Annotated in this window: 11 protein-coding genes; 4 read left to right on the top strand and 7 right to left on the bottom strand. The window is 44.0% G+C overall.

The window, feature by feature from the left end:
• Window positions 1-19 precede the first annotated feature (19 nt).
• A complete protein-coding gene (locus tag ACAM39_RS02205) occupies window positions 20-1,033 on the bottom strand; it encodes a type II secretion system protein N (protein ID WP_369628076.1) in 1,014 nt (337 codons plus the stop codon).
• A 22-nt stretch (window positions 1,034-1,055) separates the two neighbouring features.
• On the bottom strand, window positions 1,056-1,880 hold the full coding sequence (gspN, locus tag ACAM39_RS02200) for a type II secretion system protein N (protein ID WP_369628075.1): 825 nt from the start codon (window positions 1,878-1,880) through the stop codon (window positions 1,056-1,058).
• 385 nt (window positions 1,881-2,265) lie between these two features.
• Here gspN and ACAM39_RS02195 point away from each other — a divergent pair, with 385 nt between their 5' ends.
• A complete protein-coding gene (locus tag ACAM39_RS02195; protein WP_369628074.1) occupies window positions 2,266-3,306 on the top strand; it encodes an NADP(H)-dependent aldo-keto reductase in 1,041 nt (346 codons plus the stop codon).
• A gap of 148 nt (window positions 3,307-3,454) precedes the next feature.
• Here the strand turns inward: ACAM39_RS02195 and ssb are convergent, their stop codons facing one another.
• From ssb to ACAM39_RS02170, 5 genes are all read right to left on the bottom strand, one after another.
• Window positions 3,455-4,117: a single-stranded DNA-binding protein gene (ssb, locus tag ACAM39_RS02190; protein ID WP_369628073.1), complete on the bottom strand. Its 663-nt coding sequence runs from the start codon at window positions 4,115-4,117 to the stop codon at window positions 3,455-3,457.
• Window positions 4,118-4,230: 113 nt separating this feature from the next.
• Complete coding sequence (locus tag ACAM39_RS02185; RefSeq protein WP_369628072.1) at window positions 4,231-5,595, bottom strand: MFS transporter; 1,365 nt, start codon at window positions 5,593-5,595, stop codon at window positions 4,231-4,233.
• A 180-nt stretch (window positions 5,596-5,775) separates the two neighbouring features.
• Window positions 5,776-6,765 (bottom strand): hypothetical protein, encoded by a 990-nt coding sequence (locus tag ACAM39_RS02180; RefSeq protein ID WP_369628071.1) that lies wholly within the window; start codon window positions 6,763-6,765, stop codon window positions 5,776-5,778.
• A gap of 23 nt (window positions 6,766-6,788) precedes the next feature.
• Complete coding sequence (locus ACAM39_RS02175; protein ID WP_369628070.1) at window positions 6,789-7,466, bottom strand: DUF4276 family protein; 678 nt, start codon at window positions 7,464-7,466, stop codon at window positions 6,789-6,791.
• Window positions 7,466-8,545 (bottom strand): AAA family ATPase, encoded by a 1,080-nt coding sequence (locus ACAM39_RS02170; protein WP_369628069.1) that lies wholly within the window; start codon window positions 8,543-8,545, stop codon window positions 7,466-7,468. The genes ACAM39_RS02175 and ACAM39_RS02170 overlap by 1 nt, the downstream gene beginning before the upstream one ends.
• 233 nt (window positions 8,546-8,778) lie before the next feature.
• On the opposite strand from ACAM39_RS02170, the gene uvrA reads away from it, so the two are divergent.
• The 3 genes from uvrA to ACAM39_RS02155 all read left to right on the top strand — a co-directional run bounded on the left by uvrA (window position 8,779) and on the right by ACAM39_RS02155 (window position 13,977).
• Window positions 8,779-11,733 (top strand): excinuclease ABC subunit UvrA, encoded by a 2,955-nt coding sequence (gene uvrA / locus ACAM39_RS02165; protein WP_369628068.1) that lies wholly within the window; start codon window positions 8,779-8,781, stop codon window positions 11,731-11,733.
• Between the two features lie 218 nt (window positions 11,734-11,951).
• A complete protein-coding gene (locus tag ACAM39_RS02160) occupies window positions 11,952-12,485 on the top strand; it encodes a chalcone isomerase family protein (RefSeq protein ID WP_128680916.1) in 534 nt (177 codons plus the stop codon).
• Between the two features lie 391 nt (window positions 12,486-12,876).
• Window positions 12,877-13,977 carry a potassium channel family protein gene (locus tag ACAM39_RS02155; protein ID WP_369628067.1) on the top strand — a complete coding sequence of 367 codons (1,101 nt, stop codon included), beginning with the start codon at window positions 12,877-12,879 and terminating at the stop codon, window positions 13,975-13,977.
• Window positions 13,978-14,035: the final 58 nt, after the last annotated feature.

Below are 14,035 nucleotides of genomic sequence, written 5' to 3'. Positions count from 1 at the left end.
AACTTTTTACTATCTTTTATCAAAATGACTGGCGTACTGTCACGACTTGGTCGCCGCGCTGAACTTGGATTTGCGCTTGCCCTGCTTGTTGCACTTGCCGTAGTAGCTGGGCATCTTGCGTTGGATTTTGACCCACGTTTTGTCCATTGACGGAGAGGACCTTATCCCCTGTTTGTAGCCCCAGTCGATTTTTTAGTCCTGCGGACATCGCATCGGTCACCAAATAGCCTTGCCCTGTCGCTGCCACACCCATTTGGCTTAGATACCCTGAGGCATTTTGCTGTAGCCCTTGAATCGCCCCACCAATGGCCGACGATGCACCGTTTGGCGAGGTATTGGGACCATTTGACGTAGCCATAGTGGGCGCAGAATCCTCTCGATCATGGGGATCGCCTGTAGCCACTGGCGCGCCGCTAATCGCTTGTGGCGCAGCGCCGCCTAAGCTCGGTGTGGGGGTTTGTGCCATAGTTGAGCCACTACCCACGCCTGCAGCACCGTTGGCTTGAGCTTTGGCTCTGATAGCCTCGCTTTGGTCAAGAAAAAACGGTTGCCCAAATGGCACTTTACTGGTTTGACCACTGGCATCTGCCACCATTACAAAATCGGCTGCGACTTTAACCAATTTATAACCACTGCCATCAATCATGTCGTTGATACGATAGCTTAAGGTTTTACCATTAGCGGTCAAAATTGCATACGATTGACTTTCTGGGGTGGCAATGGTCACGCCCACCACTTTAATATCTGGGGGTGTCGCTGCCGGCGCTTGCGGGGCAGTTGGCTGAGCAAAAAAATCTAACGCATTGCTATTGGCAGATTGCGCGACCAAGTTCGTCTGCATGGGCACTGGGGTGAGTGCCGGGGCTTTGGGCGGTGCAACCACCAGCCAAATCGCTTGGCTTAATTGCCACACCAACCAAAAAATAGCTGCTAATAGCAACCAAGGATACAGTTTTTCTACCACCGCCATCGGCACAAATTTACCACTCGTTGTTTTACGGCTCAACGAGGGGCGCTGGGTGGCTTTTATCATATCTGCTATCATCGCTACGTCTCTAATTACCCATACTGGTCAAAGGTTGGCGAATGGACACCACCACACTGTCATCAGCCCCTTTGCCTTGGTACGCTGGCATATTTTTGAGCAGCCGCTGGGTCAATGACACATCTATCATATTATCTTGGTCAAGATAAAAATCCCCCAATCGCTCGGCTTGCGGTGTAGTAAGGGCTAAATGCAAGCTTTTACCTTGCGCTGTCTTGTTGCTATTATTAATACCATTGGCGTTGGCTATTGGCTGGACACTTGCTTTATCTGCGCTTAAGTTGCCTTGCATGGTGGGGAGTTTGATCAGGTAGGTTTTGCCGCCTGTGGGATACCCCAAATCACCGCCTGCCCAATTCATGCTGCCTTTGGCGGTTTGATAGCCTTGCTTATTTTTTTCAATCGACATTTCTTTGATGGTAATCGGTGCGTCGGGTAATTGCCAGCTGACCAACTGCGCTAATGTGTCAGGGCTAATTTTGCCGTTGAAATCATTGGCTTGCCAGCTGGTTTTATTGAATTTGACCACGCCTTGCAAGTCGGTTTTACCAGAGCGGATATCGACTGCCATACCCAGTTTGCCCATCAATAAATGCCACGGCTGCCAGCGCCAATCGACACTGCCCGCTAGCGGCGTATTGGGGCGCGCATTGATTTGCCAATTGGCTTGACCTTGCCAAAGGTTGCCCGATATTTGCTGCAAGTACGGGTTGTTTGGGGCAAATTTTTGTAGCAACCACGCTGCAGGTAGCTGAATCAACAAGCTTAAGCAAAGCAAAACCAGACCTACCAGCCACCATAGTTTTGTCGGACGTAATGAATTGACACTTGCCAAACTTGAATACCTTTTTACAATGATTTTTGACACCGATATTTTTGACATCAATAAAGTGACGCAATCCACAAGCAGATTAATCAACAATCAAATAATTCATGCAGAATAAAAATTGCCATTAGCGCAAAATTTTGAACCCACTCTGCGCCAACACTCGAATATTTTTCTAACTAAAATGAAACGCTTTATCATAACTGATTTTTATGGCGTTGTAATGTCAATCCATAAAAAATCAAAATTTTGTCAGACTTATTTTGGGCACACTGTTTATTGCGGCTACCTGCCATACTCACTACAATTTGCAACCGACTTTATCACCATGAGTTTGCTACAATCACCTCATCAAGCTGGTTAAAACTATAATGCAAAATACAAGGAAAATAGCATGCAATTTGATACATTGCCTCAACTGGGCGATAGCGTCTCCAAAATTTGCTTAGGCACCATGACCTGGGGGCAGCAAAACAGCGAGCAGGATGCCCATGAACAAATGGATTATGCCCTTGCGCACGGTGTCAACTTTTGGGATACCGCAGAGATGTATCCGTCACCCCCTGATAAAGACAAACAGGGTGATACGGAGCGCTTTATGGGTAGCTGGTTTGCCAAGACAGGTAAGCGAAATGAGGTGGTATTGGCGAGTAAAATCTCTCGCAATGACTTTTTGCGCGGTGGCAATACCAAGTTTGATAAAAAAACCATTCGTGCGGCATTAGATAGCAATCTACAGCGCTTGCAAACCGACCATATCGATATTTATCAGCTACACTGGCCAGAGCGTCAGACCAACTTTTTTGGTCAACGCGGTTATACAGAAAGTATGGCGCAGCAAGACACCAAAGAATTGACGCCATTTTTGGAAACCATCGAAGCACTCAATGATGAAATCACCAAAGGTCGCATCCGCGCTTATGGGTTATCCAATGATACCCCTTGGGGCGTCATGCGCTACTTAGCAGAAGCCGATAAACATGGGCTTGCTAGACCTATCACCATACAAAATCCATATAGTTTACTCAATCGCTTGTATGAAGTGGGACTGGCAGAAATCAGTCACCGCGAGCAAATTGGGTTACTTGCTTATTCACCGCTAGCCTTTGGGGTGTTATCAGGCAAATATTTGGGCGGTAACAAGCCTACCAACAGTCGCTTGAGCCTTTATAGCCATTTTACCCGTTATTTGAATGAGCAAGCGCAACAAGCCACCCAAGCCTATGCCGAGTTCGCCAAAAAACATAATCTAGATATGGCACAAATGGCACTGGCGTTTGTCAATAGCCGCTCGTTTGTGACTGCCAACATCATTGGGGCAACCACCACTCAGCAACTAGCCAGCAATATCGCGTCTGTAGACTTGGTATTGTCCCAAGCGGTATTGGCTGATATCGAAGCGGTGCAGACCTTATACCCGAACCCTGCGCCTTAAACCTTGTAACCCTTAAAACTTGTAACTTAAATCTGCATCTTAGACCCTGCACCTTACTAGCAGGCTACGATCAGAAAAAACGGCATAAAAAATCCTTGCGACAGTGTGACTGTGCAAGGATTTTTTTAAATCTAATAAAATTTAAAGTCTAGAACGGGATATCATCATCAACTGCGCCTGGTTTTGGCATTGCCATGGCTGGGTTTTGTTGGGGATTTTGGGCAGGCGGATTATTTGCTGTATTTGCCCCTTGTGGCGCTTGGTTGCCATTCATAAATGGGTTATTGCCAAATCCTGCATTTTGACCCGCTTGTGGCGCAGCTTGGTTATTAGTTTGGGCATTATTTTGGTTTGGATAGCCGCCAAAATGATTGGGCGCTTGGTTACCACCTTGGTTGTAGCCAACTTGATTATAACCACCTTGGGGCTGGTTTTGGTAGGTTGTGCTTGCAGTATTGTTATTAGCAATACCGCCTTGAGCGCCGCCAAGCATTTGCATTTGGTCAGCACGAATCTCTGTGGCATAACGCTCTACGCCATTTTGGTCGGTGTATTTACTGGTGCGAAGGCTACCTTCGATATAGACTTGGCTACCTTTACGCAGGTATTGCGCTGCAATTTCACCGAGTTTATTAAACAATGAAATACGGTGCCATTCGGTTTGCTCACGGCGCTCACCTGTTTGTTTGTCGTTCCACTGCTCACTTGTCGCCACGGCGATACGCGTCACGCTACCGCCATTGGCAAATTGTTTGACTTCAGGATCTGAACCAAGGTTGCCTACAATGATTACTTTATTTACGCCGCGCATAGAATTTCCTTGATAACTTTTTTGATGAATTTCTTAATAGTTTTCTAGTATTTTTAGCCAAATCTTTGCAGATTTAGCGCAAGTACAATGCCATTACTTTACTAGACTTTGCATCAAATTGCTAGCGTCTGACCGGTAAGATGTGACAAATGCTGTCGCGTGTCATCGGTCAATTTTTCTTTATCCAGTTTGAGATAAGCAATGTTTTCTTTTGGCATCATCACTATCTCATCCACGCCGTCAATCGCCAAAATTTGTTGTGACCAAGCATTCGTGTCAATACCTGTTGGCAGGGTAATCGTTAGGCTGGTTAAATACGGTGGGGCGGCAATCGGCAAGATAAACAATAACGCAATGACGGTCACAATGGCGAGCACCGTCCACGACAACCACATCGGTTTGGTCAGCAAAATACCGCCCATGGCACCGCCCACAAAAGCACCCAAAAACTGTGCAGATGAGTTAATACCCATCGCCGTCGCTTTGTTGGCAACGGGCGCGCGTTTGGAAATCCAAGACGGAATGGTCGCCTCAAGGCTGTTAAAGCCGATGTAATAAACTGCAAGCCCAACAATCAAACCCACGATGGTCTGACTCGCCACCGCCAAAAATACCAATCCCGCCACCAAGGTCGCTAAAGACGCCAAAAACACGGCGCGCATTTGCCGTTTTTTTTCTGCGATGATAATCAGTGGAACCGCAATGATAAAGCCCAATAACAGTAGCGGCAAATACACAAAACCTTGCTGCGCCACCGTCAAGCCGAGCACATCATGAAACTGGTGCGGCAATAAGGTAAACATCGCTGTCATTGACAAATGCAGCGCAAAAATCGCCAAATGCAACCGGTTAATATCGGCAATTTTTAATACTTCAGCAAACTGTGCTTTAACTGATTGATTATTGAGATTGTGCTTTAGTACCCAATTTGGGGTGGGCACAATCCACAGTAAGCCAATAGCGAAAATAGCGGACGCCACTGTCACCCAAAACAAGCCTGAAATATCGAGCACATGGGTCAAAATCGGACCGAGCCCAAATGCGACCATCACCGACATGGCAATGGTCAGCCCCATGGTTGCCATCGCTTTGGTGCGATGCTCTTCACGGGTCACATCCGCGAGTAGTGCCATTACTACCGCTGAAACCGCGCCACTGCCTGCAATCAAACGCCCCAATATCACCATATAAATATCTGTTGATAAGGCGCAAATCGCTCCCCCAAGCGCAAATACCAATAACCCTGCAATGATAATCGGTTTACGGGGATATTTGTCCGCCAAAAAACTCATGGGAATCTGAAAAATCGCCTGCCCTAAACCATAGATACCAATCGCCAATCCAATCAAAAACGGCGTGGCGTGTGCATATTGCGTGCCATACACTGCAAACACAGGCACAATCATAAATAGTCCGAGCATTCGCAAGGCAAAGATACCGCCCAACCCTACAATCGCTTTCTTTTCGGATGCATTCATGGAGGAGTTGTGACTTATATTTCTCGACGCTGATTTTACTGACGTTGATTTTACTGACATGGTGGCTCACAAAATTTTGCCAAAAACGGCTTATTATATGCCTAATTTTTATCACAGAGAATTTATTGGCAATAAAAATTATTTTAGCCTTATTTTTTTGGCTTTATCGTTTCAGCCCCATTATTTTAGCATTGCGTAAGCGGTTACCATGATGGCTAAAATCACCGCGATAGCAATCATCAGCCACATCACATTTTTTTGGTTGTCAAAAAATCCTTGCGGTGACTGTTTGATAGATGATGATTTTGGGTTAGCCACTAGCGCGCCCTCTAACGGGCTATGCTTCACTTGGGTGGCGATTTTTTGCTGTTTTTGCGCTTTTTTAGCTTCAAGTTGCTGTTGGCGTTGTTGCTTTTGTGCCAATTTTTGCTGTTGGGCTTGTTGTTGTAGTTGGCGCTGTTCTTCAAGCTTAGCCTGTTTTTGTCGCGCTTGTTCGGCAAGTTCTGCTTGTTTACGCGCTGCCTCTTCCATCGCTAACTGCTCAGTTTGCTGCTGCTCGCGAAGTTGTTTATCGCTATAGCGTGCGTGAAAATCGTCCATCACGGCGTTATCAATTTCGCTTAGGGTAAAAGGCATTTCATTAATTACTTCAAGCGCGTCATGCACATCGACGTCGTACACGCCCGAGGCTTTAGTGGTTTTGCCATCGGCAGTGAGTTTTCTGGGTACTTGGTAATCGGCAAGGCGCTGCTGCAAGTGGTTTTCCATTTGTCCGATGGAGTCGGAGTGACCTATCATCGCTAATGCCCAATCGTTGATTTCGGCATGATTTTCGCTATTTAATTGCTGGATGATATCGCTTGCGTTTTCAACGAGGCTGATTTTGGCAAGCAGCTGACTGGGTGAGACGGCGATATAGACCTCACCTGGGGTGGCTTGGCGTTTGAGTGATGCAATGGCTTGGGGGTTGCATTGTAGGCAGTTGGCTTGTTTGTTTTTGAGGGTATGACCTTTTGGGCAGGGCGGTACACCGTAAGCAACGAGCGCGCCATTTTCTTTCATTTTGGCTTTGTATTCTTTGCTCGATAGTCCGCTGGCGTCAAAGGTTTTGTCCGTTGGGATATGGTGGCTTTTTAAGAAGTCGGTTTGTTCGGGAGTTAGGGTTGCCATTTTAAATACCTCATTGGTAAATTTTATAAAGCTTTTAAATTACGAAGTTTCTGCAACCATAATTTAAAGTGTGGGCATTGTTCTTCAATTTTTTCTAAAGTTATATTTTGTGCAACAATTACCCCATGGCTAGTTTTCTTAAATTTTGGACACAATATATTTAATCTCTTAGATGGTGCAGTTTCATATCCATCATTGATGTATTCGGGATTCTCATAAGCATTTCTTATAATTTCAAGATTCTCTAGATAAAGAATCCAATTCGGTTCGACATTAACAAACTTTTCTACATCTGAAAACAATAAACCCTCATATTCATGAGGTTGAATGTAAGGTATAAATCGTTCTAGCCTAAATTCAATATTTTTAGACATTTCTTCTTTTAATGCAGATTCAACGCATTCAACTCGCTCATATAAATTATTAAATTTTTTAGACTCTTCGAATTGTGGGAAGCTATTATCTAATGCGTATAAATCAAAAAAAGTCGTGATATAAGTATCTTGTCGCTGTTTTAATACATTTCTCAAATGAAATTTTAATCTGTCAAAATTTATTGCTCCTCCTTTTCCAGAAGAAGAAGTACTCATCAACATCGGCATCAAAAATATATTTAATTGATAGAAACTAGGTGCGACTACTTTATTTATGAAATTTTCTTCTGTTTGTCCTTCTACTAGAACATTAACTGTGACTACCATTAGGGTCTACCCCCAAATACATTTTTTTTCCAAAGTTCACCTAATGTATACTCTTCTAACCATCCTTCTAAACTTTCATTATCAAGTCGCTCAAACGTAGACACCCCTTCATTCTGATTTACGACAATAATATCATTTGGGTCAAATTGATTTACTAATTCAACAGACTGAGTAGAAATAATCAACTGTCTATTTTCACTTGCTTGCGTAACTATATCAGCAAGAATCGTAATAGCTGATGGATGTAAGCCCAATTCTGGTTCATCTATAAGTACAGTATCTGAGAGTAGTGTTTCAGGCTGAAGTAATAAGGTTGCTAAACAAATAAATCTTAAACTCCCATCTGATAATAAATGTGCTTTCAATGGAGTATCAGAACTATTTTTATGAAGCCATTCTAACTGTATATTCCCATTAGATTCTCTTAAAAGAAAATCATCAAAAAAAGGTAAGACTAAACGTATATGTTGTACAATTCTCAGATAATATGTATTGTAATTTTCCTTGAGCATTAGTAAATATGCAGCAAGATTTGCTGCATCAGGTTTCAAAATCAAGTTATCGTTTACTGAATGTATCTGCTTAACTTTTGCTGTTTCACTGGTATCATGGAAATGATAGACACGCCAAGCTTTGATAGAATCTCTAACATAAGGTGAATACTTATCTTTAGCGTCTTTTAAATTTGACTCGGCATTTCCCATCCCAATTACTGCACTAGGTGAACTATCAAAAAAAACACCCCTAAACCAACTAACTTCTCGGTCAAAAACTAATCGATTATCATTAGTAGGAATTAAGTCAAATTTATATCCATTTCTATAAAAGTAGAATTCTGCATGTATATTTTCTGTAGATTGCCTTCCAAAATGCAAAAGAGCATCTGGTCCACCTTGTTTTTGGACATATACTTGTAATCGTTGCTCATAAATTTCATTTAAAAGTTTAAATATTCCAATAAAGTTACTTTTACCAGCTCCATTTGCACCAATTAAAACATTTAAATTATTTAATGGAAACTCTTCAAGTAATTTTATAGATTTATAACCTTTAATAGTTAGTTTATTAATTTGTGACATTTTTTCTTTAATTTTTAAAACAAGAATAAATTTTATTATATAACTAAATTACGCTATGCATAAATGCATTTAGACTAAATAGCTTTACTTTTAGAAAATCTACGTCATTCAATGTCGGTTATTATGAAAAATATTATTTTAAAATTTGTTGAAACCCCCACCCAATTCCCCCATTAAAACCCCATCTTTTTACCCAAATTTCCCACTCAAAAACACACAATAAGAAGCTCAATATGGCACAGCACGACGCAATCAAAATTCGTGGCGCACGCACCCACAATCTCAAAAACATCGACATCGACATCCCACGCGACAAACTCGTCGTCATCACAGGTTTATCAGGCTCGGGCAAGTCTAGCCTAGCCTTTGATACCCTATACGCCGAAGGACAACGCCGCTACGTCGAGAGTTTATCGGCTTATGCTCGCCAATTTTTATCACAAATGGAAAAGCCCGAAGTCGATAGCATCGAAGGGCTGTCACCTGCCATCGCCATCGAGCAAAAATCCACCAACCATAACCCCCGCTCTACAGTGGGTACGATTACCGAGATTTATGACTATTTGCGTCTGCTGTACGCCCGTGTCGGCACGCCCATGTGCCCTGAACACCACCTGCCGATGGTCGCGCAAACCGTCACCGAAATGGTCGATACCGTCATGGCATTGCCTGAAGATACCAAGTTGATGATTCTCGCGCGTGTCGTCGATGACCGCAAAGGCGAGCATATCCAGCTCATGGAACAGCTAAAAGGGCAAGGCTTTGTGCGGCTACGAGTCGATGGCGAAATTTATGACATTGACGATGTGCCACCGCTTGCCAAAACCTTTAAACACACCATTGATGTGGTGGTTGACCGCTTCAAAGTGCGCGATGACTTGGGTAATCGGGTTGCCGAAAGTTTGGAGACCGCCTTACGACTCGGTAGCGATATTGCTATCTTGCATGACATGGATGCCAAGTTTGAGGATAAAATTTTGTCCGCCAAACATAGCTGCCCTGTCTGCGATCGCTCGGTTGCTGAACTTGAACCAAAATTGTTTAGTTTTAACAACCCCTATGGCGCGTGTCCCGTGTGTGATGGCTTGGGCAAACGCCAATATTTCGCTGCCGAAAAAATCATCGGGCATCCTGAAAAATCGCTCAACCAAGGGGCGATTCAAGGCTGGGATAAACGCCACGCCTACTATTTTGGCTTGCTGACCACCGTTGCCGAGCATTATGGCATTGATATGGAAGCGCCTTGGCAACAACTGGATAAAAAGCACAAAGATGTCATCTTACATGGCTCTGGTAAAGACAAAATGACTTTTAACTTTGTCGATGAACGGGGGCGCAAATCCACTAAAACCGTGCCATTTGAAGGGGTGTTGCCGTATATGGAACGCCGTTACCGCACCACGCAAAGCAGCATCGTGCGAGACGAGCTTGCCAAATACCTTGCCGATGCCACCTGTGATGCCTGTCACGGCTCACGCCTAAACGAAATCGCTCGCCATGTCGAAGTCAGCGACCGTACCGTTGCCGAAATGGTCAAGCTATCGATTGGCGAAGCGATGGCGTATTACGAGCAATTAAAACTTGAGGGCGCAAAAGGCGAAATCGCCGCCAAAATCATCAAAGAAATCCGTGAGCGGTTGGAATTTTTGGTGAGTGTGGGCTTGGATTATCTCACCCTTGCCCGCTCTGCCGAAACCCTATCGGGCGGTGAAGCGCAGCGCATACGCCTTGCTAGCCAAATCGGGGCGGGCTTGATGGGCGTGATGTATGTACTCGATGAGCCATCAATCGGCTTGCACCAACGTGACAATGATAGACTTTTGCAAACGCTCACTCGCTTGCGTGATTTGGGCAATACCGTGATTGTCGTTGAGCATGACGAAGATGCGATTCGCCTTGCCGACCATATCATCGATGTGGGCGTGGGTGCTGGTGTGCATGGTGGCAGTATTATTGCAGAAGGGACGGCAGAAGACATTGCCAAAAATCCTGAGTCATTGACGGGGCAATATTTATCAGGCAAAAAGAAAATCGCCGTGCCAACCGTGCGTCACCGACCCAAAACTGCCAATGAGGATAAATATGAAAAAATGCAAGACTCCGCCATTCCCTTAACCAAAAACCAAGCTAAAAAAGCGGAAAGCGAGAAGAAAGAAAAAGCCAAAAAAGGTAAAGTCGAAGCCAAACCCTTGATGCTGACCTTAACAGGGGCAAAAGGTAACAACCTTAAAAACGTGACCTTAAACTTGCCGATTGGTGTGTTTACTGCCATCACAGGCGTGTCGGGTTCGGGTAAATCGACCTTAATCAACCGCACCTTATTGCCACTAGCGACCACGCAGCTCAATAACGCCACCACCCATGTTGCCGAAGCGTTTGATAGTATCACTGGGCTAGAACATTTAGATAAAGTTGTTGATATCGACCAAAGCCCAATTGGGCGTACCCCACGCTCCAATCCTGCGACTTACACGGGGGTATTTAGTCCGATTCGTGACCTATTCGCCCAAGTGCCTGAGTCCAAGGCTCGTGGCTATCAAGCAGGGCGATTTAGCTTCAACGTGAAAGGCGGTCGCTGTGAAACCTGCCAAGGCGATGGCTTGATCAAGGTTGAGATGCACTTTTTGCCTGATATGTATGTGCCTTGCGATGCGTGTCAAGGCAAACGCTACAACCGTGAAACCCTTGAAATCACCTATAAGGGCAAAAATATCAATGACGTGCTCAATATGACGGTAGAAGATGCGGCAGAATTTTTTGAGGCGATTCCGGCAATTTACCGCCGTTTGCAAGCCCTACAAGAAGTCGGCTTGGGTTATATTCGTTTGGGTCAGTCTGCGCCAACCTTATCGGGCGGTGAGGCGCAACGGGTGAAACTTGCCAAAGAGCTGTCCAAACGTGATACCGGTCAGACCTTGTATGTGCTCGATGAGCCGACGACAGGTTTGCATTTCCATGATATCGCCAAGCTCCTAGACATCTTGCATACGCTACGCGACCGAGGCAATACCGTGGTGGTGATTGAGCATAATCTCGATGTGATTAAGACAGCCGACTGGATTGTCGATTTGGGTCCTGAAGGCGGTTCTGGCGGTGGTGAGATTATCGCTGAGGGCACGCCAGAGGAGGTAGCGCAAAACGCCCGCTCGCACACAGGGCGGTTTTTGAAGCCGATGTTGCAAGCCTAAGTTTGTTACCAGTATAAGTCTGTTACAGGCATAAGGTTAGCGGTGAGGGTTAGTACGTTGTCGTCTAACCCTTTTTTTAACCAATCATCGCTCTATGACTTGTTGTTCATTGATAATACTTTACATTTCGCCCCAATATTCACACAATGAAGCGAGATAAGGATATTGCTACATTATCCAGGGACAAAAAAACGTCAAGGAACGATAAGGATGCTAGGATGATTTTATTTAAAGGAAAAACCAACGATCTTGAAACCCTATTTCCCCCTACCCTAAAACTAGATGGTCAAATCTGCGTGCGAAATGGTATTAGCGCTCGCAGTAAATTTATGATTGGTATCTATGATATTGCCCTATACTTGGGTGAAATGACTGAAGATGCCGAAACAGCCATTACTTCACGTTATGCCAAGCAATTGCGCATGGTGTCTCGCCGCAATATCAAAGGCTCGTTACTAGAAAATGCCTTTAAAGACGGCATCAGAGCGAATAGTAGCGCAGAAGAATATCAAAAAATTGCCTCAGTAATTGATGACGTGTTTGGTGAGTTGTTCAAAACCAACACCATCAAAGAGGGGGCGATGTTTACGATTGAATTTTCGCCAGAGCATGGCGTTCGCTTAAATTATGATGAGGTTGGCGATCTTCCTTATATCAAAGAAGAAGGCTTTGACCAAGCTATTCTTCGTGCTTGGCTAGGCGATAATCCCATATCACTTGAGATGAAAAAGGATTTGCTGGGTCAGCACTAAGGTTACACTGATTATTTTTAGACTTCCCATATTTTTAGACTTCCCATCAAGCATCGGAAGTTAATCTAGCCAATTGATAGTGCCAGTCAATTTATTGTTAGGTTTACTAGGGTTGTATTGATTGCAACCCTATTTTAAAGATGAATAGCGGCGTTATTGATATGTTTGGCATCATTCATTACCATAAATCAGTGTTCATCCCTTACCTGTCTAGCTTTCTTTTATCCGATAACAAGTAAGTTGGCTTTTTTCATTTTTATCCCAACTTTGTATCCCAATAGTGGCATTCTTGGTTTGAGCCTTTTATCCTGTCGTCCATTAGGGGTTACTACAATACTATGTTTCTTTTTGAATGGGTATGCTAGTCTAAAGCAAAAAAATTAGGCAGCTTATGAAACCACTTGCGCAAAAGCCCACTAAACCAATCATATCAGCCCGTAACACCCCACAAACCTTTATCCTCAATAAGCTTGCTAAACCTATCGTGCGCGATGATATTTTTTCGTTGCCGCCTGCTGTGTATGGCACTATTTATTTGACGCTGATTCCGCTATTTGGCTTTTTATATAGTACCTTGCCAAATATGCAGTTTAACCATGAAAACGTGGGCTTTCTGGAAGCCATGTATTTTAGTACCATCACGGTCACTACCACAGGGTTTGGTGATATTACCCCAACCAATACCTTTACGCGGGCGTTTGTGATGATTGAAGCGACCATTGGGGTGGTGTCCGCAGGTTTGTTTTTAAATGCGATTACTTATCAGCGTGAAGAAAACATGAGCAATCTGATGGACGCCTATGAAGCGAGAAAAGAAATCTCTTATGCCTTTGCGCGCCTGCACAGTCATGATAGTTTGATTACGCTTAATATGAATACTTATCTAAACCGGGTTAATCAACTTTTGGGCATAGAATCAGAGCAAACTCCGGTGGCGCAATCTGACCGTGAGGGTCGCGCTAATTTAAACCGCTCACCTGATTTGCCTGCGGCGCCTGATGCCAAAGTCCCTCAGCAGCTTATTGGTATTCATGAGCCTATCCCCGAAACGCTAGCATTTACTAATTTACAGCATTTATTTAATGCCTCGGCACGCTTGACCGATGACCCGCACAAGCCGTTGATTTGGTACTATTATCAAGCCTTGGATGAATTGGTCAATAGTATTGAAAATTTGGTGCGTGAAACCGAAACTTATCGCTGGGCAGATTTGGAATCGATTTGTATTCAATACTTAAGTGATATCAAATCCTATGACTCTAGCAGCTATATTTTGGCAGAGCCGAATTTTGAAAAGCAGCTTGCGGATATCCAAGCCCAGCGCCAGCAAGACATGTTACTTATCAGTGAATATCCAAGTGATAAAGTGGTTGAGCTGTCGAACGAAAATAGTTTAAACCCGTATATTATTTTGTTTATGGGTATTCAAACTACCATTGATTTTATCAAAAAATTCCAACTTCGCTATCAAGAAATTATGCAGACCATTTAATTTTATCCGCTCATAAAAAAACACCCCACATGCCGTGAGGTGTTTTTGTTACTCAATC

The organism is Moraxella sp. K02, from assembly GCF_041154755.1.
GTDB lineage: Bacteria > Pseudomonadota > Gammaproteobacteria > Pseudomonadales > Moraxellaceae > Faucicola.
The sequence above is the reverse complement of the archived record's forward strand: the minus strand, read 5'-3'. Positions and strand labels throughout refer to the sequence as shown.

Coding starts and splice junctions, on each gene's coding strand:
- ACAM39_RS02205 (WP_369628076.1), bottom strand. CDS start 1,033: ATGATAAAAGCCACCCAGCGCCCCTCGTTGAGCCGTAAAACAACGAGT.
- ACAM39_RS02195 (WP_369628074.1), top strand. CDS start 2,266: ATGCAATTTGATACATTGCCTCAACTGGGCGATAGCGTCTCCAAAATT.
- ssb (WP_369628073.1), bottom strand. CDS start 4,117: ATGCGCGGCGTAAATAAAGTAATCATTGTAGGCAACCTTGGTTCAGAT.
- ACAM39_RS02185 (WP_369628072.1), bottom strand. CDS start 5,595: ATGAATGCATCCGAAAAGAAAGCGATTGTAGGGTTGGGCGGTATCTTT.
- ACAM39_RS02180 (WP_369628071.1), bottom strand. CDS start 6,765: ATGGCAACCCTAACTCCCGAACAAACCGACTTCTTAAAAAGCCACCAT.
- ACAM39_RS02175 (WP_369628070.1), bottom strand. CDS start 7,466: ATGGTAGTCACAGTTAATGTTCTAGTAGAAGGACAAACAGAAGAAAAT.
- ACAM39_RS02170 (WP_369628069.1), bottom strand. CDS start 8,545: ATGTCACAAATTAATAAACTAACTATTAAAGGTTATAAATCTATAAAA.
- uvrA (WP_369628068.1), top strand. CDS start 8,779: ATGGCACAGCACGACGCAATCAAAATTCGTGGCGCACGCACCCACAAT.
- ACAM39_RS02160 (WP_128680916.1), top strand. CDS start 11,952: ATGATTTTATTTAAAGGAAAAACCAACGATCTTGAAACCCTATTTCCC.
- ACAM39_RS02155 (WP_369628067.1), top strand. CDS start 12,877: ATGAAACCACTTGCGCAAAAGCCCACTAAACCAATCATATCAGCCCGT.